Source organism: Serratia sp. (in: enterobacteria) (assembly GCF_052400455.1).
GTDB lineage: Bacteria > Pseudomonadota > Gammaproteobacteria > Enterobacterales > Enterobacteriaceae > Serratia > Serratia ureilytica.
Map to the genome: position 1 here is coordinate 1,422,202 of NZ_CP185812.1, position 21,298 is coordinate 1,443,499.

Below are 21,298 nucleotides of genomic sequence, written 5' to 3' on the forward strand. Positions count from 1 at the left end.
TTTATTGAAATCATGAGATTAAAAATTGGCACGCCGGTTGCTCTGTTGAATCCCATCTTGTGTACCAGATGGAATTCAGTCGATGAGCGAACCTGTTGTAGCGTGCGGTTTTACCCTCAGTGAATGGCAACACCATTACCAAACCCGCCCGGCGGGCGAGCGCCTTGCCTGCGTCAGTGCGACGATCGAAACGCTGGTCGCCGGGCTGAACCCAGACGATAACGCCTGGCTGTATCTCGCTACGCCGGCGCAGCGCGAGCAGCAGTATCGGCAGCTGGCACAGAGGCTCGAGGCGGTCGCCGGCGATCTCAGCCGCCTGCCGCTGTTCGGCGTGCCCTTCGCCATCAAAGACAATATCGACGTCGGCGGCTGGCCGACCAGCGCCGCCTGCCCGGCGTTCACCTATCAGGCCGCGGCGGACGCCACCGTGGTCGCCCACCTGCGCGCCGCCGGGGCGATCGCCCTTGGTAAAACCAACCTCGACCAGTTCGCTACCGGGTTGGTAGGCACTCGCTCACCGCATGGCGCAGTGGTCAACAGCTTCGACAGCCGCTACGTCAGCGGCGGTTCCAGCTCCGGCTCCGCCTCGGTGGTGGCGCGCGGCCTGGTGCCGTTCGCGCTCGGCACCGACACCGCCGGTTCGGGGCGTGTGCCCGCCGGGTTCAACAACATCGTCGGGCTGAAGCCGACCAAGGGGCGGTTGTCCAACCGCGGCGTGGTGCCGGCCTGCCGGTTGAACGATACGGTGTCGGTTTTCGCGCTGACGGTGGCCGACGCCGCGCTGGTGGCGGAACTGGCGAGCGGCTTTGACGCGGCAGACCCGTATTCCCGCCCCGATCCGCATACCGCGCCGGCGGATATCCCCGCCGCGCCGCGTTTCGCCGTTCCCGCCCAGCTGGAGTTTTTCGGCGATGTTCAGGCCGAGCGGGCGTTTCACCGAGCGCTGGCGCAGCTGCAGGCGGGCGGCGCCACGCTGGAACCCCTCGATTTCGCGCCGTTTCGCACTCTGGCGGAGCAGCTGTATTACGGCCCCTGGGTGGCGGAGCGCACGGTAGCCATTGAGCAGGTGCTGGAAGCGAGCCCGCAGGCTATCGATCCGGTGGTGCGCGGCATCGTCGGCAACGGCCTCGGCTACAGCGCCTGCGACGCCTACAAGGCGGAATACCTGCGCGCCGAGCTGGCGCGGCAAATCGCCCAGCGGCTGGCGCCGTTCGACGCGCTGGTGGTGCCGACCGCGCCCACTATCCGCACCCTGGCGGAGATGGCGCAGGAGCCGGTGCTGTTCAATTCGCAATTCGGCACTTACACCAATTTCACCAACCTGGCCGATCTGAGCGCGCTGGCGCTGCCGGGGCCGCTGCGCGAAGACGGTCTGCCGGCGGGCATCACCCTGATTGCGCCCGCCTGGCATGACCGGGCGCTGGCGGCGTTTGGCGTGCGCTGGCAACGACAAAGCGCCTTGCCGCTCGGCGCTATCGGCCGGGCGTTGCCGCCGCAGCCTGTGTCTGCGCCGTCCACAGGGCACGTGCGTCTGGCGGTAGTGGGCGCTCACCTGAGCGGCATGCCGCTCAACGTCCAGTTGACACAGCGCGACGCGGTGCAGGTGGAGCAAACCGCTACCGCCCCCTGCTATCGCCTGTATGCGCTGGCCGATACCGAGCCGCCGAAGCCGGGGCTGGCGCGCGCGGCGCAGGGGGCGGCGATCCGCGTTGAGCTGTGGGACATCCCGCTGGCCCGTTTCGGCGAGTTTGTGGCGGAAATCCCGGCGCCATTGGGCATCGGCACGCTGCTGCTGGCGGACGGCCGGCGGGTGAAGGGGTTTATCTGCGAAGCCTGGGCGCTGGAAGACGCGACGGATATCACTGAGTTTGGCGGCTGGCGCGACTATCTCGCCAGCGTTAAGGGGGCATGAACATGTTTACTACCGTACTGATCGCTAACCGCGGCGAAATCGCCTGCCGCGCCATTCGCACCCTGAAACGCCTGGGCGTAACCAGCGTGGCGGTCTATTCCGACGCCGACCGCAATGCGCCGCACGTCGCCGAGGCCGACAGGGCGGTGGCGCTCGGCGGCGACAAGGCCGCCGACAGCTACCTGCGCATCGACAAGATCCTCGCGGCGGCAGCGGCCACCGGCGCGCAGGCGATCTACCCCGGCTACGGCTTTTTGTCCGAGAGCGCCGAGTTTGCCGACGCCTGCGAAGCGGCGGGCATCGCCTTTATCGGCCCGACGGCGGCGCAGATGCGCGAGTTCGGCCTCAAGCACCGGGCGCGCGAGCTGGCGGCGTTGGCCGGGGTGCCGATGACGCCGGGCACCGGCTTGCTGGAGAGCGTTGAGCAGGCGGTCGCCGCCGCCGCGCGCATCGGCTACCCGGTGATGCTGAAAAGCACCGCCGGCGGCGGCGGCATCGGCCTGACGCGCTGTGACGACGAGGCGGCGCTGCGCGACGCGTACGACAGCGTCAAACGGCTGGGAGAGCAGTTCTTCCGTGACGCCGGCGCCTTTATCGAACGCTTCGTCGATCGGGCGCGCCACGTCGAGGTGCAGATTTTCGGCGACGGCCAGGGGCGGGTGGCGGCGCTCGGCGAGCGCGACTGTTCGCTGCAGCGGCGCAACCAAAAGGTGGTGGAGGAAACCCCGGCGCCGCATCTGCCGGCGGCGACCCGCCAGGCGCTGCACCGGGCGGCGGTGGCGCTGGGCGAGTCGGTGAATTACCGTAGCGCCGGCACCGTAGAGTTTATCTATGACGCCGCGCGCGACGAGTTTTATTTCCTGGAGGTGAACACCCGCTTACAGGTCGAGCACCCGGTCACCGAAATGGTCACCGGCCTGGATCTGATCGCATGCATGCTGCAGGTGGCGGCGGGCGACGCGCTGGATTGGGCGGCGTTGCAACGCGCGCCGCAGGGCGCGGCGATCGAGGTGCGCCTCTACGCCGAAGATCCGCTGAAAAACTTCCAGCCCAGCCCCGGCGTGCTGACCGAGGTGCATTTCCCTGACGACGTGCGCCTCGACGGTTGGGTGGCGACCGGCAGCGAAGTGTCGGCGTTTTACGACCCGATGATCGCCAAGCTGATCGTGCACGGCGCGGATCGGGCGCAGGCGCTGGAAAAATTGCGCGTGGCGCTGGCGGCGACCCGTTTGCACGGCATCGCCACCAACCTCGACTATCTGCGGCAGGTGATCGCCACGCCGCAATTTCAGCGCGGCGACGTCTGGACGCGCCTGCTGGACGATGTGCGTTTCCAGCCGCACTGCCTCGAAGTGCTGCAACCCGGCACCTACAGCAGCGTGCAGGATTATCCCGGCCGCCTCGGCTATTGGGACATCGGCGTGCCGCCGTCCGGCCCGATGGACGACTTCGCGTTTCGGCTGGCCAACCGCATCGTCGGCAACCACCCGGCGGCCGCCGGGTTGGAGTTTACCCTGCAGGGGCCGACGCTGCGCTTTCACTGCGACGCCACCATCGCGCTGACGGGCGCGAGCTGCCCGGCCGATCTGGATGGCGAGGCGGTCGCCTACTGGCGGCCGATCGCGGTGCGGGCCGGGCAGGTATTGACGCTGGGGCGCGCTACGCAAGGCTGCCGCACCTATCTGGCGGTACGCAACGGCTTTGACGTGCCGGTGTATCTCGGCAGCCGCTCCACCTTCGCGCTGGGCCAGTTCGGCGGCCACGCCGGGCGCACCTTGCGCGTGGCGGACATGCTGGCGATCGCCCAACCGGCGCTGGCGGCCAGCACCACGCCGGCGCCGATCGCCGCGCCGCAGGCGATGGACGACAGCCTGATCCCGCACTACGGCGACCAGTGGCACATCGGCGTGCTGTACGGGCCGCACGGCGCGCCGGACTTTTTCACCGCTGAATCGATAGAGGCCTTTTTCGCCACCGACTGGCAGGTGCATTACAACTCCAACCGCCTCGGGGTGCGCCTGTCGGGGCCGAAGCCCGAGTGGGCGCGGGAGGACGGCGGCGAGGCCGGTTTGCATCCTTCCAACGTGCACGACTGCGAGTACGCCATCGGCGCCATCAACTTCACCGGCGACTTCCCGGTGATCCTGACCCGCGACGGGCCCAGCCTCGGCGGCTTCGTTTGCCCGGTGACCATCGCCAAGGCTGAACTGTGGAAAGTGGGGCAGGTGAAGCCGGGCGACCGCATCCGTTTCCATCCGATCGGCTTCCGGCAGGCGCAGTCGCTGGAGCAGGCGCAGCTCGGCAGCATCGAAGCGCTGGCGGCGGTGAAGGCCATCACCCTGCCGCCGCCGGATCTGGCCCCGGCGGAGACCGTTTCCGCCGCGGTGCTGGCGGCGCTGCCGGCGGCGGAAGGGCGCCCGGCGGTGGCGTATCGCCAGGCGGGGGACGGCTACATCTTGATGGAGTACGGCGACAATGTGCTCGATCTGGCGCTGCGGCTGCGCATTCATCTGCTGATGCAGTCGCTGCGTGAGGAGGCGATACCGGGCGTGGCGGAGCTGGCGCCCGGCGTGCGTTCGCTGCAGATCCGCTACGACAGCCGGCAGATTAGCCAGGCCGACCTGCTGCAGCGCCTACTGGCGCGCGAACGGGCGCTGGGGGACGTCAGCCGCCTGAAGGTGCCGACGCGCACCGTGTGGCTGCCGATGGCGTTTGAGGATTCGGCCACGCTGGGGGCGGTGGATCGCTATCAACAGACGGTGCGCGCCTCGGCGCCCTGGCTGCCGAACAACGTCGATTTCATTCAGCGCATCAATGGCCTGAGCCGACGCGAGCAGGTGCGCGACATTCTGTTCGACGCCAGCTACCTGATCCTCGGGCTGGGCGACGTCTACCTCGGCGCGCCCTGCGCGGTGCCGCTCGATCCGCGCCATCGCCTGCTGAGCTCCAAATACAACCCGGCGCGCACCCACACCGCCGAAGGGACGGTCGGCATCGGCGGCATGTACATGTGCATCTACGGCATGGATTCGCCGGGCGGTTACCAGCTGGTGGGGCGCACGCTGCCGATCTGGAACAAGTTTCTCAAAAACCCGCAGTTCACCGCCGGTGAGCCCTGGCTGCTGCGCTTCTTCGATCAGGTGCGCTTCTACCCGGTCAGCGAGCAAGAGCTGGACGAGCAGCGCGAAGCGTTCCGTGAAGGGCGCATGCAGGTGCGCATCGAAGAGAGCGAGTTCGACTTCGCCGCCTACACCCGTTTCCTGGCCGACAACGCCGAGGCGATCGCCGACTTCCAGCATCGCCAGCAGCAGGCGTTCAGCGCCGAAGTGGCGCGCTGGCGCAGCGATGACGACGAGGCCGAGGCGCAACTGTTGCCGCCGGAGGAAGAAGACGCCATCGACGGCGATCTGGTCAGCGCCGATCTGAACGGCAGCGTGTGGAAAATCCTGGTGGAACCGGGGCAGGCGGTGGCGGCCGGGCAGCCGCTGATCGTGGTCGAGGCGATGAAAATGGAGCTGGCGGTCACCGCGCCGCGCGCCGGGATCGTTAAACGCATCAGCTGCCGGCAGGGGCGGCCGGTCGGGCCGGGCGACGCCCTGCTGTGGCTGGAAAAGGCGGTCTGAACGGAGGAGCGATGATGCAAATCACCAACGGAGAGCACAAGGCGCGCCCGGAAGGGTTGGCGGAGCGCATTTATCTGCAGCTCAAGGCCGACATCTTCGAGTTTCGCCTGCTGCCGGGCGATCGCTTCAGCGAAAGCGACGTGGCGCAGCGCATGGCGGCCAGCCGCACGCCGGTGCGTCAGGCGCTGTTTCGGCTGGAGCGCGAAGGCTATGTCGAGGTGTTGTTTCGCAGCGGTTGGCAGGTGCGGCCGTTCGATTTCGCCTACTTCGAAGAGCTGTACGACCTGCGCATCGTGCTGGAGCAAGAGGCGGTGAAACGGCTGTGCGAACGCCCGGCCGGGGAAACGCCGGACGCGCTGTCGGCGCTGAGCCGTTTTTGGACCGAAGCGCCGCGCCTGGCGGACGGCAAGGCGGTGTCGCAGCACGATGAGCAGTTTCATCAGGCGTTGGTGGCCGCGGCGGGCAACGGCGAAATGGCGCGCATTCACCGCGAACTGACCGAAAAGATCCGCATCATTCGCCGGCTGGATTTCACCCAGCAGGCGCGGGTGGACGCCACCTACCGCGAGCACGCCGCCATTTTGCAGGCGATCCTGCAGCGGCAAAGCGGGGAGGCGCAAACGCTGCTCGGCGAGCACATCGCCGTCAGCAAGGCAGAAGTGCGAAAAATAACGCTGCACATGTTGCACCAGGCGCGGGCTCAGCAGCCTGCGCGCTCGGCGTAACGATTTTGATTTCACACACATCAGGAGTTTGAACTATGCAACGTCGTCGTTTTATCAAAGCTTTTGCGCTGTCCGCCGCCGCTGTCGGCCTGGGCCTGGCCTGGAGCGCGCAGGCCGCCGACACCATCAAGGTCGGTATTCTGAGTTCGCTTTCCGGCACCATGGCGATTTCCGAGACGCCGCTGAAGGATGTGGCGCTGATGACCATCGACGAGATCAACGCCAAAGGCGGGGTGCTCGGCAAAAAGCTGGAGCCGGTGGTGGTGGATCCGGCCTCCAACTGGCCGCTGTTCGCCGAAAAGGCGCGCCAGCTGCTGAGCCAGGACAAGGTGGCGGCGGTGTTTGGCTGCTGGACTTCGGTGTCGCGCAAGTCGGTACTGCCGGTGTTTGAGGAGCTGAACGGACTGTTGTTCTATCCGGTGCAATACGAAGGCGAAGAGATGTCGCCGAACGTGTTCTACACCGGTGCGGCGCCGAACCAGCAGGCGATCCCGGCGGTGGAATACCTGCTGAGCGAGGACGGTGGCGGCGCCAAGCGCTTCTTCCTGTTGGGCACCGATTACGTCTATCCGCGCACCACCAACAAGATCCTGCGCGCCTTCCTGCACAGCAAAGGCGTGCAGGACAAGGATATCGAAGAGGTCTATACGCCGTTCGGCTATAGCGATTACCAGACCATCGTCGCCAACATCAAGAAGTTCGCCGCCGGCGGCAACACCGCGGTGATTTCCACCATTAACGGCGATTCCAACGTGCCGTTCTACAAAGAACTCGCCAACCAGGGCGTCAAGGCCACCGACGTGCCGGTGATCGCCTTCTCGGTCGGCGAGGAAGAGCTGCGCGGCATCGACACCAAGCCGCTGGTGGGCAACCTGGCGGCCTGGAACTACTTCGAATCGCTGGATAACCCGACCAACAAACAGTTTGTCAGCCAGTGGAAAGCCTACGCCAAGGCGCACAATCTGCCGAATTACGCCACTGCGGTCACCAACGATCCGATGGAGGCCACCTACGTCGGCCTCCATATGTGGGCGCAGGCGGTGGAAAAGGCCGGCTCCACCGACGTCGATAAGGTGCGCGCGGCGATGGCCGGGCAAACCTTCGCCGCGCCGTCGGGGTTCACGCTGACCATGGACAAGACCAATCACCACCTGCACAAGCCGGTGATGATCGGCGAGATCGAGGGCAACGGCCAGTTCAACGTGGTGTGGCAGACCGAGGCGCCGGTGCGCGCGCAGCCGTGGAGTCCGTATATTGCCGGCAACGACAAAAAACCGGATTACCCGGTGAAAGGCGGCAAGTAACGTCACTCAGCGCCGGCGCGGCCCGACGCGCGCCGGCCCAACAGAAGAGGCAGCTGATGCAATCTCCGTTTTTATCCTCTCTGCGCGCCGGGCTGTGGCTGTTGTGCGCCTGGCCCCTGCTGGCGCAGGCCGGGCCGGCCGATGAGTTCGCGGCGGCCACTCGCGCGCAGCAGGCCAAACTGCTGCAGGCGTGGGCGGCCGAGCCGGACGCCGCGCGCCTGCCGTTGCTGCAGGGGCTGCAGCAGGAAACCGTGGCGATCGACGAGGCGAAGCGCGCCTTTATCCGCCAGGGCGACCGCTATCTGCCGCTTGAAGGTGAGGCGGCCCCGGTTGGCGAGCCGAAGAAAGTGTGGCTGAACAACCGGCTGCGCATTCTGATCGCCAACGCGTTGTCGGCGCAGCGGTTGGTCAGCGCGGACGCGGCGGTGCGGCTGCAGGCGGCGACCGCGCTGCAGCGCGAGGCGCAGGGCGAGCAGTTGCCGCTGTTGACCCGGCGGCTGGCGCAGGAGAAAGACCCGCAGGTACGCGACGCGCTGAGCATTGCGCTGGCGAACCTGCAATTGGCCGACGCCAGCCCGCAGGTGCGCTTCAATGCGGTGCGGCTGCTGGGGGAATCGGGCAAGCCGGAAACCCGCGCGCGGCTGCAAGCCTTGACCGACGCGGCCATTGAGCCGGACGCCGCGGTGCGCGCCGAGGCGCAGCGCAGCCTGCAGCGCGTGCAGCACCGCCTGATGATCGGCGATCTGCTCGGCCAGGCGTTCAGCGGCCTGTCGCTCGGTTCGATCCTGCTGCTGGCGGCGCTTGGCCTGGCGATCACCTACGGCCTGCTCGGCGTCATCAATATGGCGCACGGCGAAATGCTGATGCTCGGCGCCTATTCCGCCTATCTGGTGCAGGGGTTGTTTCAGCAATTTGCGCCGCAGTGGCTGGCGCTCTACCCGCTGGCGGCGCTGCCGGTGGCGTTCGCCATCACCGCCGGGATCGGTATGCTGCTGGAGCGCACGGTGATCCGCCACCTGTACGGCCGGCCGCTGGAAACCCTGCTGGCCACCTGGGGCATCAGCCTGGTGCTGATCCAACTGGTGCGGGTGCTGTTCGGTGCGCAGAACGTCGAGGTCGCCAACCCGGCGTGGCTGTCGGGCGGCGTGCAGCTGTTGCCGAACCTGGTGTTGCCGTGGAACCGCATCGCGGTGATCGCGTTCGTGCTGCTGGTGCTGGCGTTGACCTGGCTGCTGCTGAACAAAACCCGGCTCGGCATGAACGTGCGCGCGGTGACGCAAAACCGCGCGATGGCGGCCTGCTGCGGCGTGCCCACCGGGCGGGTGGACATGCTGGCCTTCGGGTTGGGATCCGGCATCGCCGGGCTTGGCGGGGTGGCGCTGTCGCAGTTGGGCAACGTCGGGCCGGAGCTGGGGCAAGGTTACATCATCGATTCGTTCCTGGTGGTGGTGCTCGGCGGCGTCGGCCAGCTGGCGGGGACGGTGGCGGCGGCCTTCGGCCTCGGCATCGTCAACAAGATCCTCGAGCCGCAGATCGGCGCCGTGTTGGGCAAGATCCTGATCCTGGTGCTGATCGTTCTGTTTATTCAAAAGCGTCCGCAGGGGCTGTTCGCCCTTAAGGGCAGGGTGATTGACTGATGAGCCAACCATTGACCGTAACCGGCGTGCAGAAAGCGCCCCGGCTGGCGTTGAGCATCGGCGGGCTGGCGTTGCTGGCGCTGCTGGTCATGCCGTTCATGACGTTGTTGCCGGCGGGTCATCCGCTGGCGGTGTCCACCTATACCCTGACGCTGGCGGGCAAGATCCTGTGCTACGCGGTGGTGGCGGTGGCGCTCGATCTGGTGTGGGGCTATGCCGGGCTGCTGTCGCTCGGCCACGGGCTGTTCTTCGCGCTCGGCGGCTACGCCATGGGCATGTACCTGATGCGGCAGGCGGCGGGTGACGGGCTGCCGGCGTTTATGGCGTTCCTCTCCTGGAACGAGCTGCCGTGGTTCTGGAGCGGCACCCAGCATTTCGCCTGGGCGCTGTGCCTGATCGTGCTGGTGCCGGGCCTGTTGGCTTTCCTGTTCGGCTACTTCGCCTTTCGCTCGAAAATCAAAGGGGTGTACTTCTCGATCATGACCCAGGCGCTGACCTATGCCGGCATGCTGCTGTTCTTTCGCAACGAGACCGGTTTCGGCGGCAATAACGGCTTTACCGGTTTCACCACGCTGCTCGGCTTTCCCATCACCGCCGCCGGCACGCGGGTGGCGCTGTTCCTGGCGACGGTGCTGCTGCTGGCCGCCAGCCTGGCCATCGGCTTTGCGCTGGCGCGCAGCAAGTTCGGCCGGGTGCTGACCGCGGTGCGCGATGCGGAAAACCGCCTGACCTTCTGCGGCTACGATCCGAAGGGCTTCAAGCTGTTCGTCTGGACGCTGTCGGCGGTGCTGTGCGGGCTGGCCGGCGCGCTCTATGTGCCGCAGGTCGGCATCATCAACCCCGGCGAAATGTCGCCGACCAACTCGATCGAGGCCGCCATTTGGGTCGCCCTTGGCGGGCGAGGCACCCTGGTGGGGCCGCTGCTCGGCGCCGGCATCGTCAACGGCGCCAAGAGCTGGTTCACCATGGCCATTCCCGAATACTGGCAGTTTTTCCTCGGCCTGATGTTTATCGTCGTCACGTTGTTTCTGCCCAAAGGGGTGATTGGCCTGCTGCGTCGGAGGAAATCCTCATGAAGGCGATGCAAGTGACCGACGAACTGTTTACCCATCCGCTGCCGGCGGACAAATACCGGCAGCAAACCGATCCGGTGTTGCAGCTCGACAACGTCAACGTCAGCTTCGACGGTTTTCGCGCGCTGACCGATCTGTCGCTGCGCATTGGCGTCGGCGAACTGCGCTGCGTGATCGGCCCCAACGGCGCCGGCAAGACCACGCTGATGGATGTGATCACCGGCAAAACCCGGCCGGACAGCGGCAGGGTGTTTTACGACCAGACCGTCGATCTGACCCGGCTGGCGCCGATGCAGATCGCCCATGCCGGCATCGGCCGCAAGTTTCAAAAACCGACGGTGTTCGAGGCGCTGACGGTGTTCGAAAATCTGGAGATCGCCCAGAAAACCCGCAAGTCGGTATGGACCTGCCTGCGCGCCCGTTTAAGCAGCGAACAGCGCGACCGCATCGACGAGATGCTGAAGACCCTGCGGCTGGGGCACGAGCGCCACCGGCCCGCCGGGCTGCTGTCCCACGGGCAGAAACAGTTTCTCGAGATCGGCATGCTGCTGGTGCAGGAACCGCACCTGCTGTTGCTCGACGAGCCGGCGGCCGGCATGACCGACGCTGAAACCGACTACACCGCCGAACTGTTCCGCGAGCTGGCGGGCAAGCATTCGCTGATGGTGGTGGAGCACGACATGGGGTTTGTGGAAACCATTGCCGATCGCGTGACGGTGCTGCATCAGGGACAGGTGCTGGCGGAAGGATCGCTGGCGCAGGTGCAGGCCGATGAACGGGTGATTGAGGTATATCTGGGGCGCTGAGGAGGCGTAATCATGCTGCAGGTAGAGGAATTGAATCAGTATTACGGCGGCAGCCACATTCTGCGCGGCCTGTCGTTCGAGGCGCGCATCGGCGAGGTGACCTGCCTGCTGGGGCGCAATGGCGTGGGCAAGACCACGCTGCTGAAATGCCTGATGGGGCTGATCCCGGCGCGCAGCGGCAGCGTCCGTTGGCGGGGCGAAACCATCACCGGTAAAAAGCCGCATCAGCGGGTGCAGGCGGGCATCGCCTATGTGCCGCAGGGGCGGGAGATTTTTCCGCGCCTGACGGTGGAGGAAAATCTGCTGATGGGGCTGGCGCGTTTTTCCGGCGCCGACGCGCGCGCGGTGCCGGATCCGATCTATGAACTGTTTCCGGTGCTGCGGCAAATGAAGGATCGGCGCGGCGGCGATCTTTCCGGCGGGCAGCAACAGCAGCTGGCGATCGGCCGGGCGCTGGCCTGCCGACCGCAGCTGTTGATCCTCGACGAACCGACGGAAGGGATCCAGCCTTCGGTGATCAAGGAGATCGGCGCGGTGATCAAACAGCTGGCGGCGCGGGGCGATATGGCGATCCTGCTGGTGGAGCAGTTCTATGACTTCGCCGCCGACCTGGCGGACAGCTATCTGGTGATGTCGCGCGGCAGCATCGTGCAGCGCGGCGCCGGCAGCGCTATGGAACAGGACGGCGTCCGCGCGCTGGTGGCGATTTAACGTTGGGTCAGCTGAAAAAGGATTGGCTGAGCGGATCGCGGGAATGATGCAGCACTCTGATGATATTCACCTCCCGCCTGTGCTGTCGAAAATAAATCAGGTGGTTGGCGACGGGCAATACCCATAGGCCGGGGCCGATTGCATCGATGTTTTTGCCGAGTTGGTGGTGGCTAAGGTTATCGAAAGCCTGATGCAGGCGGCGCAGATAATCTTCGGCCACCTGCAAGCCAAAGTGCGCCAACCCGTAAAAATAGATCTCTTCCATATCGTCCAACGCTTTTGGACGAACGGTTACTCTCCTGCGCATCCTTTTGCTTTGCTCCGTATTCTTTCCATGAACACATCACGATCCCATTCGACGGCTTCGCCGCTGTTCTCTCCTTCGGCGATCAAGCGCCTAAGCTCTTCCAGTTTTGAGGCGGCGGTACGTTCGCGCAAAGTGCGCACGGATTCGCGGATGACTTCGCTGGGCGTTCGGTAATCGCCGCTGGCCACCAGGTCTTCGACGAAGCTACGCAGTTCGTCACCCAGATCTACCGTTAGTGTTCTGCCCATTGTTCCTCCTCACTTTCGGCTATGCTGCGTCATTGTAAGATTAGTTCTTACATTGTGCACGTCAAACTATCAGGATCTCAATAGCGGTCCCGTCATGAGGACGGGAGCCACCCGTTTATTCATTAAGGATAACCATGAACGAAATCACTGTGTCACGCCTCGGTTGCATCGTCCTGTCCCTGTTTCCGGCCCTGTGGGGGCTGTTTAGCCTGTTGAACAATACGGCGGATTTCGCCGGCACCGCGCGCAATGCGGTGGGGCCGCTGCTCGCCATGCAGGATACTTATCAAACGCCGGGGCTGATGTGGCGCGCGATCAGCGCCGACTGGGCCTGCATGTTGGGGTTGGCGGTCATCACCGCGCTGGAAACGCTGGCCGGCCTATTCGCGACGGCGGGCGTGGCGTTGATGATCGGGCGATTGAAAGGCCCTTACGCCGCTTTCGCCAAGGGCAAAGTCTGGGCGATGCTGGGGGCGCTTTGCGCGATAACGGTGTGGGGCGTCGGCTTTATGGTGGTCGCCGGCGACTGGTTTATGGCCTGGCAGGCCAAGAAGGATCCGCTGGCGGTGCAGCTGGGGGCGCTGATCTACCTGGCGCCCAATGCGTTTGCCTTGCTGTTCCTGATGCTGCAGCGGGAGCCGCGCTAAACGACGGCGGAGTGGGGCGCGGTTACAGCGCCTTGCTCATATACCAAATGCCTATCGAGCCCTGGGCGCTGGTGTAGCAGGTCTCGCCACAAATGCTCAATCCTTGACGCTGATAAAAACGTTGGGCGCGGGTGTTGCGTTGCAGCACTTCCAGCCACAGCGTTTTTTGCCGACGGTCGATAGCCCGCTGCTGTACCTGTTCGTACAGGCGCTGGCCATAGCCGTTGCCGGCATGGTCCGGCAGAAAATAGATTTTCTGCAGCTCTGCGCCGATGTGCTCGGTTGGTGCCAGCAGGCTGTCGAAATTCACCCGCGCATAGCCGACGAGGGCGTCATCCTCATGGGCCAACAGCCAGCAAACGTTGGGATCGCGCAGCGTCCGTTCCAACGCGGAGACGGAAAAATTCTCCGCCAGAAAGACCTCCAGCTCGTGCGGGTAGCGCCACAGCTCACCGAAGTGGGCGCGGTAGGTGCGGATGCCGATATCGCGCACTTGCGTTAAATCTTCCAGCAATGCCTGACGGACGGTGAACATCAGTGCCCCTTTGAGTAAGAAAAATTACAGCCGTTGTTCCAGATGCCGGTGAGGCACCATCGCCTGATGCAGAATGGCGAGAACGGTGATGCCGGCAGGGCGGTTGCGGTAGTAGATCCTATGGCTGGCGTAAGGAAAACTGCGTATCTCTTCGCCCAGATCGTGGAAGTGAGCTTTACCCGCTTCCGGCATATCTGCCAAATGATGCATGACCTCTCTCAACTGCTCAAGATAGCGGCGAGATTGCGCTTGGCCCCAGTGCTCGATGGTGAAATGACGAATAGCCAGCAGATCTTGTTGGGCCTGCGGGGTGAGGCGAAACGCGGGCATCTCAGTCTGTTTCATCGGTGAGTAGACGGTTGAAGAAGGCATCGCCGTCTACCGCCTTACCGGCGTCTTCCTCGGCGGTAGCCTGCGCGATTTTTTGCTGCAGTGCGCTTAATTTGAGATCTTCCAGCGCCTGGTAATCTTCTACAGACATGACGACGGCGACCGGTTTGCCGTTGCGATTGATTTGCACCGGTTCACGCTGCGCCTTGAGCAGCAAATCGCCGAATTGGGTTTTGGCCTCGTTCGCGGTGAGTGCGTACATTTAATCGCTCCAGTTAATTAAATCGTTCGATTTAACCATTATACGACGCGATGAAAAAATCACCAATGCTATTCCGGCGGGCAGGTTTCGTTGGACAGATGCCGCGGTGTTTCACGGCGAAAACCCAGGCCGATGATGCGGCCGAACAGGCGCGGCAGCCAGCGGCTGTTACCGACGCGGGCGATCAAGCGCGAGCCGCCCGCCGCGCGGCGTTCGCCCGGCTTGCGCTGGCTCATTTTGATCTGCAAAAACTGGATGGCGCGAGTGGGGAATTCGCGCCGGCGCTGCACGCTCAGCAGATGCTTCAGCTGCAGCCGATGCTGGCGCAGCGGCGGGATCAGGGCGTTGGCGGCGGCCACCGCGTCCTGAATCGCCAGGTTGACGCCCACGCCGCCGATCGGCGACATGGCGTGCGCGGCGTCGCCGATGCACAGCACTCCCGGTTTGGCCCAGCGATCCAGACGATCGATGCGAATGCTCAGCAGTTTGACCTGATCCCACTCGACGATCTCCTGCAGGCGATCGTCCTGGAACGGCGCCACCTCAGCGAGGTGCAGTAAAAATTTCTCCAGCCCGCTGTGGCGGATCGCATCGAAGCTGCCTTTGTCGATCGAGTAACCGCACTGCCAGTAGTCGCCGCGATCGATCATGATGAAGTTCTGTTTCGGCCCGGTGTGGCCCATCGACCAGGCCGGATCGCCCGGCTGCTTGCTGAGCTTCATCCACAATACGTCGCGCGGCGCGCCGAAGGATCGGCTGCTGAGCGCCGCCTGTTCGCGCACTACCGAGTTGCGGCCGTCGGTGCCGATCACCAACTGGCTGCGCACGCGGATCGGGCCTTCTGGCGTGTCGGCCAGCACGCCGCACACCTGGCCGCGGTCGTACAGCAGCTGGTGAACCTGCGTTGAGGTCAGCAGCCTGAAGTTGGGGAAGGCGGCGGCCTGCTGGGCCAAAAAGTTGAGGAACTCCCACTGCGGCATAAAGGCGATAAATTTGCAGCGCGTCGGCAGGCGGGTGAAATCCGCCAGCTTGATGTCGCGTCCGGCGACTTCGGCGTGCAGAGATTCCGCGCGCTGATGCGGCAGCGTCAGCAGTTCGTCGAGCAGGCCCAGTTGATGCATGATTTCCAGCGTCGACGGGTGAATGGTGTCACCGCGAAAATCGCGCAGGAAATCGGCGTGCTTCTCCAGCACCGTCACGTCGATCCCCGCCCGCGCCAGCAGATAGCCGAGCATCAGCCCGGCGGGGCCGCCTCCCACGATGCAGCAGGTGGTGGCGTAAGGTGTGATTGGTGATGACGACATGACGGTTGACCCCGGAGAACGGCCCGCATCCCGCGAGCCGCAAATGAATATGCAATATTGATAATGATTATCAATATCACATTGAGCTGTCAACCCGCGGCGCAGTGTGGTCAAAGGGAGCGGACAGAGGGGCGGAACCGGCGGGCAGGGTAAAACGGTATTGCATCGCGAGTATAAGGATTCTCCGGAAAGACATTGACCCGGAGCGCGTGACACGCCATCTTTATCAGTAAAATCGGTATTATTTTGATTGATGGTTCAGAAAATCAGGATGGTCAGCATGGGGCGAATAACGTTCGATCTCGAGGATTTGCGCAGCTTCGTCACCGGCGTCGAGCTGGGCAGCTTCGCCAAGGCGGCTGAACGGCTGGGGCGCTCGACGTCGGCGGTCAGCGCCCACCTGAAAAAACTGGAACAGCAGGTTGGCGCGCCGATCCTGCGCAAGGCCGGGCGCGGCATGGTGATGACCGAGACGGGGGAAACTCTGCTTGGCTACGCGCGCCGCCTGCTGGAGCTTAATGACGAAGCCGCCGCCGCGGTGCGCGGGCTGGATCTGCAGGGCACGGTGCGGCTGGGGTTGCAGGAGGATTTCGGCGAGACGTTTCTGCCGCAGGTGTTGGGCAGCTTCGCGCGCGCCAATCCAAAGGTGAGGATCGAGGCGCGCATCGCGCGTAATGCCGAGCTGATCGACTGGGTGCTGAAAGGCCAGCTGGATCTGTCGCTGGCGTGGGATGGCGGTCTGAGCACGCCGTTTCATCAGGCGCTGGGGCAGCGGCAGTTGCACTGGATCGCGTCGCCCGGCTTCGCGCTGGCGCCCTGGCGAGAAGGGGATGAGCCGCTGCCGTTGGTGATGTTCGACGCGCCCTGTCTGATGCGCAGCGCGGCGACGCAGGCGCTGGATCGCGCCGGCATACCCTGGCGCATCGCCTTTAGTAGCCGCAGCCTGAACGGCGTGTGGGCGGCGGTGAGCGCCGGGTTGGGCGTTACGGTGCGCACGGCGGCGGGCTTGCCGCCCGGCCTGTCGCCGCTGGCCCCCGATCTGCTGCCCGCTCTCGGCCAACTCGGCGTGGTGTTGCACCGCGCCGAGGATCAGCCTTCGGCCGCCGTGCAGCGGCTGGCGCAAATCGTGGTCGAGCGGATCGAAACTTAATCTTGGGCGATAGGCTGCTTGCCGCTCAGCTGGCCCCATTCGCTCCAGGCGCCGTCATACAGCTTGACCTGCGGCGCGCCGAGCGACAGCAGGCCAAACGCCAGCACCGCCGCCGTCACGCCGGAGCCGCAGCTGGTGATGATTGGGCCGTTGATGTCCACCCCCTTGTCGCTGAAGGTTTGGCGCAGCGCCTCCAATGATTTGAAGCGGCCGTTTTCCAGCAGCTCGCCGTACGGAATGTTGATGCTGCCGGGAATATGGCCGCGATGCAGGCCGGGGCGCGGCTCTGGCGCTTCGGCATAAAAGCGCGGCGCGGCGCGCGCGTCGAGAATTTGCACCGGCGTGCCTAACGCTTGCTCCACTTGCCGCATATCCACCACCGCGTCGGCGTTGAACCGGGCGTTGAACGTCAGCGGGGCAGGCTGCGCCGGGCCGGTTTCCAGCGCTTGCCCCAGCGCGGTCCAGCCGTTCAGCCCTTCATCCAGCACATAAACGCGCTCGGCGCCGAAATTGCGGAAAGTCCACCAGCCGCGCGGTGCGGAGAACTGATTGCCCTCGTCGTAAATCACCAGGGTATCGCGCTCGCTGATGCCCAATTGGCCCGCCGCCGCGGCGAATTCCGCCGCCGTCGGCAACATGTGCGGCAGCGCGGTGTTTTTGTCCGCCACGTCGTCGATATCAAAATAGACCGCGCCGGGGATATGGCCGCGTTCGAACTCGGCAAGCATGTCTTTTTTCGGCGTCAGCCCGACCGGCGACATCCGAACGTCGATCACCACCAGATTTTCATCGTTGATATGTTGCGCAAGCCATTGGGGAGTCACCAGAAACGGAGAGTTCATCGTCATTGTTCGCCTGTTGTGAAAACGGATTTTCACTATACACCAGGCCGCGCGGGGATGAAGTATGATGTTCAGTCAAAGGCGATGGGGCCGGGAGCGGAGAAATCATGACGGACGAGGCGTTTGGCGGGGCCAAGATCGCGCTGCTGTGCGACGGTCTCTTGCTGGTTTACCAACGGGACGACAAGCCGGGCATTCCGTGGCCCGGTCAGTGGGATCTGCCCGGCGGCGGGCGGGAAAACGGCGAAACGCCGCTGCAGTGTGTGCAGCGGGAAACGCGGGAAGAGTTCGGCGTGGCGATCGCCGAACACCAGGTTGTCTGGCGGCGACGCTACGCCGGCATTTTGCCCGGCTCCCCGCCGACCTGGTTTATGGCCGGCGAGATCGCCCCGGCGCAGATCGCCGCCATTCGCTTCGGCGACGAAGGCCAACGCTGGCGGATGATGCCGGTGGCGCAGTTTATTGAGCATCCGCAGGGCATCGAGCATCTGCGCCGCCGGGTGGCGGAGTATTGGCGGCGGCGCGGTTGATGACGGTATTTCAGCGCGTCGCCAGTTGATTGATCTGCGGCGGCTCCAGGATGCGCAAGGCCGTTTCCCGGCGCGCCACCGCCAGCATCGCCAGCCCGATTCGTTCGGTGCTGCTCACCTGCGCGGGAAACAGTCGCAATGCGCCGAGCCACAGCGGCTTGAACAGCCGATAAATCAGATCGTATGCGCGGACTTTGGAGCGAATGCCGTGCAGCGGCACAATGGCGCCGGGGCGGAACATCACCGCGTGGAACGGCAGCGCCAGCAGCGCGTTTTCGGTGGCGCCCTTGACCCTGGCCCACATGCTGCGGCCGCGTTCGCTGCTGTCGGTGCCGACGCCGGAAACGTAGAGGAAGACCATCGTCGGATTCAGCCTCGCCAGCGGGCGGGCGGCGGCCAGCGTCAGATCGTAAGTCACCGCGCGATACTCGGCTTCGCTCAGGCCGGCGGACGAAATCCCCAGGCAGAAGAAACAGGCGTCATAGCCGGCGAGCTGCGGCTCCAGCGCCGACAGATCATGCAGATCGGGCACAGAAAGCTGGCGCAGTTTGGCGTGGCTTTGCGCCACCGGGCGACGGCCGATGCTGAGTACTTCGCTGACCCGCGGATCGCGCAGGCATTCCCGCAGCGCGCCCTGGCCCACCATGCCGCTGGCGCCGAAGATAATCACTTTCATGCTCTGTTCTCCCACTGGCCGGCGGTGCGCTGCATGCGCCAGCGGCTGGGCGTCAGCGCTTCCCACTGAATAAAGGCGCGGCTGAACGAATTCAGCTCTTCGAATCCCAGCACAAAGGCGATTTCCCCTGGCTCAAGATCGGTCTCCGCCAACAAGCGGCAGGCGGTGCGGTGGCGGGTTTTGTCCAACAACTGCTGGTAGCTGTAGCCGTGCCGTTGCAGACGGCGCTGCAGCGTGCGTGGGCTGAGATAGAGCTCCGCGGCCACGCTGTTGACGCTGGGGCGCTGGCCGCGCATGCTGCGGCCGAGGATCGTCATCACCTGTGTGGGCAAGTCTTGCTCGGCGCGCGCTTCGGCCAACTCGGCTTCCAGCTCCGGCAGCAGCAGCGCCAGCATGTCCTGGTCGTGGGTGATGAGCGGCTGCTGCATCAGCGCACGGTCAAATACCAGCACGTCCAGCGGCGCGTCGAATCGCACCGGGCAGCCGAAGTGGCGCAGCAGCGGTGAGTGGGGATCGCGACGGCGGGTCACTTCAAGCGCCTTGGGTTGCAGCGGTAAACCGGTGCCACGGCGGCACAGGGTGGTGATAGAGGCGAACATGGTGTCTATCAGCAATTCCGGCGTATGGTCCTCAATCATCGTCCAACGCGTATGCAGCCGAACGCTGTCGCCATCTTCCTCCAGCATCAGTTCTTCCGGGCACACCAACCGTTTGTAGCGCGCGACTTTACGCAGGGCCTCGCCCATCGTGGCGGAGTGCAGTGCGGCGACTGACGCGATATCGTAATGCTCCGGCACGACGTCGCCGCCCAGCCGCAGACCAAAGGCGGGATCGTCGCTCAGTTGGGCGAGGGCGCGCCAGACGGCGAAGAACTGCTGGGTGGTCAACCGCACTTTTACGCGCCGCTCGCTGAGCAGCCCGGCGGGCAAGCCGGCCAACTGACCGACCCGTTCGAGATCGACGCCTTGCGCCGCGAGGCGCACCGCCAACGCGTTGGAAACCGGAATTTGATCGCTGCTCATGGTTGTTGCCTGCCAGTGGTAAGAGAAGGCATTACTCTAAAACAACCTGTCCGTGCGCCGATAATCCGATCGCGTCAAGATTTAATCCGATTGCGCCAAACTGTTGCTCGGCATCAGCGCCTGGATGGTGGCGCCGACCCGTTGTACCGCCTGTTCGATCTCCGTCGTCAGCGTCGGCGCATAGTTGATGCGCAGACAGTTGCGGTACTTGCCGGCGGCGGAAAAAATGCTGCCGACGGCGATTTGCACGCCTTGCTGTTCAAGATGGCGGTTCAGCCGCAGGGTGTCGAACGCCTCGTCCAGTTCGATCCACAGCATAAAACCGCCGCGCGGCCGGCTGACGCGGGTGCCGGCCGGGAAGTATTTCAGGATCAGATCGGTCATGCGGTCGCGGTTTTGCTGGTAGCGGGCGCGCATGCGCCGCAGGTGCTTCAGATAGTGCCCGCCGCGGATGAAGTCGGCGATCGCCAGCTGCGGCTGGGTGGCGGTGGCGCCGGAGCCGATGAACTTCATGTGCAGCACCCGCTCCAGATAGCGGCCGGGCGCGATCCAGCCCACGCGCAGCCCCGGCGCCAGCGTTTTGGAAAACGAGCTGCACAGCAGCACGCGGCCATCTTCGTCGAACGATTTGATGGTGCGCGGCCGCGGGTAGTGATAGGCGATGTCGCCGTAAACGTCATCCTCGATGATCGCCGCGTCGTGGCGCTGCGCCAGCGTCAGCAGCCGCTGTTTATGGGCGTCGGGCATGATGTAGCCCAGCGGGTTGTTGCAGTTGGGCGTCAGCAGGATGGCCTTGACCGGCCACTGTTCCAGCGCCATCTCCAGCGCCGCCAGGCTCACGCCGGTCAGCGGATCGGTGGGGATTTCCAGCGCTTTGATGCCCAATCCCTTCAGCGTTTGCATGGTGCCGTGGAAACAGGGGGAATCGACCGCCACGATGTCGCCGGGTTGGCAAACGGCGCGCAGCCCGGCGGAGATCGCTTCCTGACAGCCGGTGGTGATCAGCAACTGATCGGCGCCGATTTGGCAGCCGGAATCCAGCAGCAGGCGAGCGACCTGTTCGCGCAGCGCGGTCACGCCCTGGATGCTGTCGTAATACAGGCTGCGCAAGTCGCCGTGACGGGCGGCGTTGCGCAGGGCGACGATCAGCGGTTTCATCGTCGGCTCGGCGATGTCCGGCATGCCGCGCCCCAGTTGGATCAGGCCCTCGCGCGGCCGGGTGCGCACCAGTTCCAGCACCTGTTCCCATTGCGAAATGTCCACCGGCCGCTGCGTCGGCGCCGTCATGGCGGGCAGCTCGGCCTGCGTGCGCTGCGCATGCACGAAGTAGCCCGATTTCGGTCGCGCTTCCACCAGGCGCTGTTCTTCCAGCAGGCGGTAGGCTTGTTGCACCGTGCTGATGCTGACGCCGTGTTCCAGGCTCAGCGCGCGCACCGAAGGCAAGCGGTGGCCGACCGGATACAGCCCTTGCTGAATGCGTTGGCTGAGAATGGCGGCCAGCGTGGCGTAGCGTGTCATACAGATATCCCTCATCAGGAAAAGTAACCGAAAAACCGGTACAGATGCCTCAAAAGTAAACCATTCAGCGCATTTTGGTATGCAGCTGTATGAAAAAAATAGCGCTAACGTGCATCTGTATTGTTTTTTGCCCGGC

21 protein-coding genes are annotated in these 21,298 nt (G+C 64.6%); 11 read left to right on the plus strand and 10 right to left on the minus strand.

Going from position 1 to position 21,298, the window contains the following annotated elements; all coding sequences use genetic code 11:
- Positions 1 to 82 precede the first annotated feature (82 nt).
- The 8 genes from atzF to urtE are packed head-to-tail and all read left to right on the plus strand — an operon-like array spanning position 83 to position 11,791.
- Positions 83 to 1,912 carry an allophanate hydrolase gene (gene atzF / locus ACORQT_RS06820; RefSeq protein WP_164057408.1) on the plus strand — a complete coding sequence of 610 codons (1,830 nt, stop codon included), beginning with the start codon at positions 83 to 85 and terminating at the stop codon, positions 1,910 to 1,912.
- A 2-nt stretch (positions 1,913 to 1,914) separates the two neighbouring features.
- Positions 1,915 to 5,535, plus strand: a complete 3,621-nt coding sequence (gene uca / locus ACORQT_RS06825; protein WP_042785661.1) for an urea carboxylase — start codon at positions 1,915 to 1,917, stop codon at positions 5,533 to 5,535.
- Between the two features lie 14 nt (positions 5,536 to 5,549).
- Positions 5,550 to 6,260, plus strand: a complete 711-nt coding sequence (locus tag ACORQT_RS06830; RefSeq protein WP_164057438.1) for a GntR family transcriptional regulator — start codon at positions 5,550 to 5,552, stop codon at positions 6,258 to 6,260.
- A gap of 35 nt (positions 6,261 to 6,295) precedes the next feature.
- Positions 6,296 to 7,564: an urea ABC transporter substrate-binding protein gene (urtA, locus tag ACORQT_RS06835; RefSeq protein WP_164057407.1), complete on the plus strand. Its 1,269-nt coding sequence runs from the start codon at positions 6,296 to 6,298 to the stop codon at positions 7,562 to 7,564.
- A gap of 56 nt (positions 7,565 to 7,620) precedes the next feature.
- Complete coding sequence (gene urtB, locus ACORQT_RS06840; RefSeq protein ID WP_089191348.1) at positions 7,621 to 9,201, plus strand: urea ABC transporter permease subunit UrtB; 1,581 nt, start codon at positions 7,621 to 7,623, stop codon at positions 9,199 to 9,201.
- The gene (gene urtC, locus ACORQT_RS06845) at positions 9,201 to 10,277 is read left to right on the plus strand and encodes an urea ABC transporter permease subunit UrtC (protein ID WP_033642333.1); all 1,077 of its coding nucleotides are present in this window, start codon (positions 9,201 to 9,203) and stop codon (positions 10,275 to 10,277) included. The genes urtB and urtC overlap by 1 nt, the downstream gene beginning before the upstream one ends.
- Complete coding sequence (urtD, locus tag ACORQT_RS06850; protein WP_164057406.1) at positions 10,274 to 11,080, plus strand: urea ABC transporter ATP-binding protein UrtD; 807 nt, start codon at positions 10,274 to 10,276, stop codon at positions 11,078 to 11,080. The genes urtC and urtD overlap by 4 nt, the downstream gene beginning before the upstream one ends.
- 12 nt (positions 11,081 to 11,092) lie before the next feature.
- Positions 11,093 to 11,791, plus strand: coding sequence for an urea ABC transporter ATP-binding subunit UrtE (gene urtE / locus ACORQT_RS06855; protein WP_046686646.1), 699 nt, complete (start codon positions 11,093 to 11,095; stop codon positions 11,789 to 11,791).
- Between the two features lie 7 nt (positions 11,792 to 11,798).
- Here the strand turns inward: urtE and ACORQT_RS06860 are convergent, their stop codons facing one another.
- The gene (locus ACORQT_RS06860) at positions 11,799 to 12,098 is read right to left on the minus strand and encodes a type II toxin-antitoxin system RelE/ParE family toxin (protein ID WP_042783942.1); all 300 of its coding nucleotides are present in this window, start codon (positions 12,096 to 12,098) and stop codon (positions 11,799 to 11,801) included.
- Positions 12,083 to 12,346 carry a type II toxin-antitoxin system ParD family antitoxin gene (locus ACORQT_RS06865; protein WP_004939442.1) on the minus strand — a complete coding sequence of 88 codons (264 nt, stop codon included), beginning with the start codon at positions 12,344 to 12,346 and terminating at the stop codon, positions 12,083 to 12,085. Before ACORQT_RS06865 ends, ACORQT_RS06860 begins: the two co-directional genes overlap by 16 nt.
- 134 nt (positions 12,347 to 12,480) lie before the next feature.
- Here ACORQT_RS06865 and ACORQT_RS06870 point away from each other — a divergent pair, with 134 nt between their 5' ends.
- A complete protein-coding gene (locus tag ACORQT_RS06870; RefSeq protein ID WP_042783943.1) occupies positions 12,481 to 12,993 on the plus strand; it encodes a DUF2165 family protein in 513 nt (170 codons plus the stop codon).
- Between the two features lie 22 nt (positions 12,994 to 13,015).
- Here ACORQT_RS06870 and ACORQT_RS06875 read toward each other — a convergent pair whose 3' ends face one another.
- From ACORQT_RS06875 to ACORQT_RS06890, 4 genes are all read right to left on the minus strand, one after another.
- Complete coding sequence (locus ACORQT_RS06875) at positions 13,016 to 13,528, minus strand: GNAT family N-acetyltransferase (protein ID WP_164057405.1); 513 nt, start codon at positions 13,526 to 13,528, stop codon at positions 13,016 to 13,018.
- Between the two features lie 24 nt (positions 13,529 to 13,552).
- Entirely contained in the window at positions 13,553 to 13,900 is a 348-nt protein-coding gene (locus tag ACORQT_RS06880) for a type II toxin-antitoxin system RelE/ParE family toxin (protein ID WP_055312493.1), read from the minus strand.
- Entirely contained in the window at positions 13,860 to 14,120 is a 261-nt protein-coding gene (locus ACORQT_RS06885; RefSeq protein WP_016928576.1) for a type II toxin-antitoxin system Phd/YefM family antitoxin, read from the minus strand. The genes ACORQT_RS06880 and ACORQT_RS06885 overlap by 41 nt, the downstream gene beginning before the upstream one ends.
- Positions 14,121 to 14,188: 68 nt before the next feature.
- Positions 14,189 to 15,424, minus strand: a complete 1,236-nt coding sequence (locus ACORQT_RS06890) for an FAD-dependent oxidoreductase (RefSeq protein ID WP_240290314.1) — start codon at positions 15,422 to 15,424, stop codon at positions 14,189 to 14,191.
- Positions 15,425 to 15,704: 280 nt separating this feature from the next.
- Between ACORQT_RS06890 and ACORQT_RS06895 the strand changes: the two genes are divergently transcribed.
- A complete protein-coding gene (locus ACORQT_RS06895) occupies positions 15,705 to 16,574 on the plus strand; it encodes a LysR substrate-binding domain-containing protein (protein ID WP_033642340.1) in 870 nt (289 codons plus the stop codon).
- On the opposite strand, the gene sseA is transcribed toward ACORQT_RS06895, so the two are convergent.
- Complete coding sequence (gene sseA, locus ACORQT_RS06900; protein WP_089192576.1) at positions 16,571 to 17,416, minus strand: 3-mercaptopyruvate sulfurtransferase; 846 nt, start codon at positions 17,414 to 17,416, stop codon at positions 16,571 to 16,573. The two genes, ACORQT_RS06895 and sseA, sit on opposite strands and share 4 nt — an antisense overlap.
- Positions 17,417 to 17,523: 107 nt before the next feature.
- Here sseA and ACORQT_RS06905 point away from each other — a divergent pair, with 107 nt between their 5' ends.
- Positions 17,524 to 17,946, plus strand: coding sequence for an NUDIX hydrolase (locus tag ACORQT_RS06905; protein WP_033642342.1), 423 nt, complete (start codon positions 17,524 to 17,526; stop codon positions 17,944 to 17,946).
- A gap of 10 nt (positions 17,947 to 17,956) precedes the next feature.
- On the opposite strand, the gene ACORQT_RS06910 is transcribed toward ACORQT_RS06905, so the two are convergent.
- The 3 genes from ACORQT_RS06910 to ACORQT_RS06920 form a co-directional block, all read right to left on the minus strand.
- Positions 17,957 to 18,622, minus strand: a complete 666-nt coding sequence (locus ACORQT_RS06910; protein WP_033652680.1) for an epimerase — start codon at positions 18,620 to 18,622, stop codon at positions 17,957 to 17,959.
- A complete protein-coding gene (locus tag ACORQT_RS06915) occupies positions 18,619 to 19,644 on the minus strand; it encodes an AraC family transcriptional regulator (RefSeq protein ID WP_164057404.1) in 1,026 nt (341 codons plus the stop codon). The genes ACORQT_RS06910 and ACORQT_RS06915 overlap by 4 nt, the downstream gene beginning before the upstream one ends.
- An 81-nt stretch (positions 19,645 to 19,725) precedes the next feature.
- Positions 19,726 to 21,162, minus strand: coding sequence for an aminotransferase-like domain-containing protein (locus tag ACORQT_RS06920; protein ID WP_444859346.1), 1,437 nt, complete (start codon positions 21,160 to 21,162; stop codon positions 19,726 to 19,728).
- Between the last annotated feature and the right edge of the window lie 136 nt (positions 21,163 to 21,298).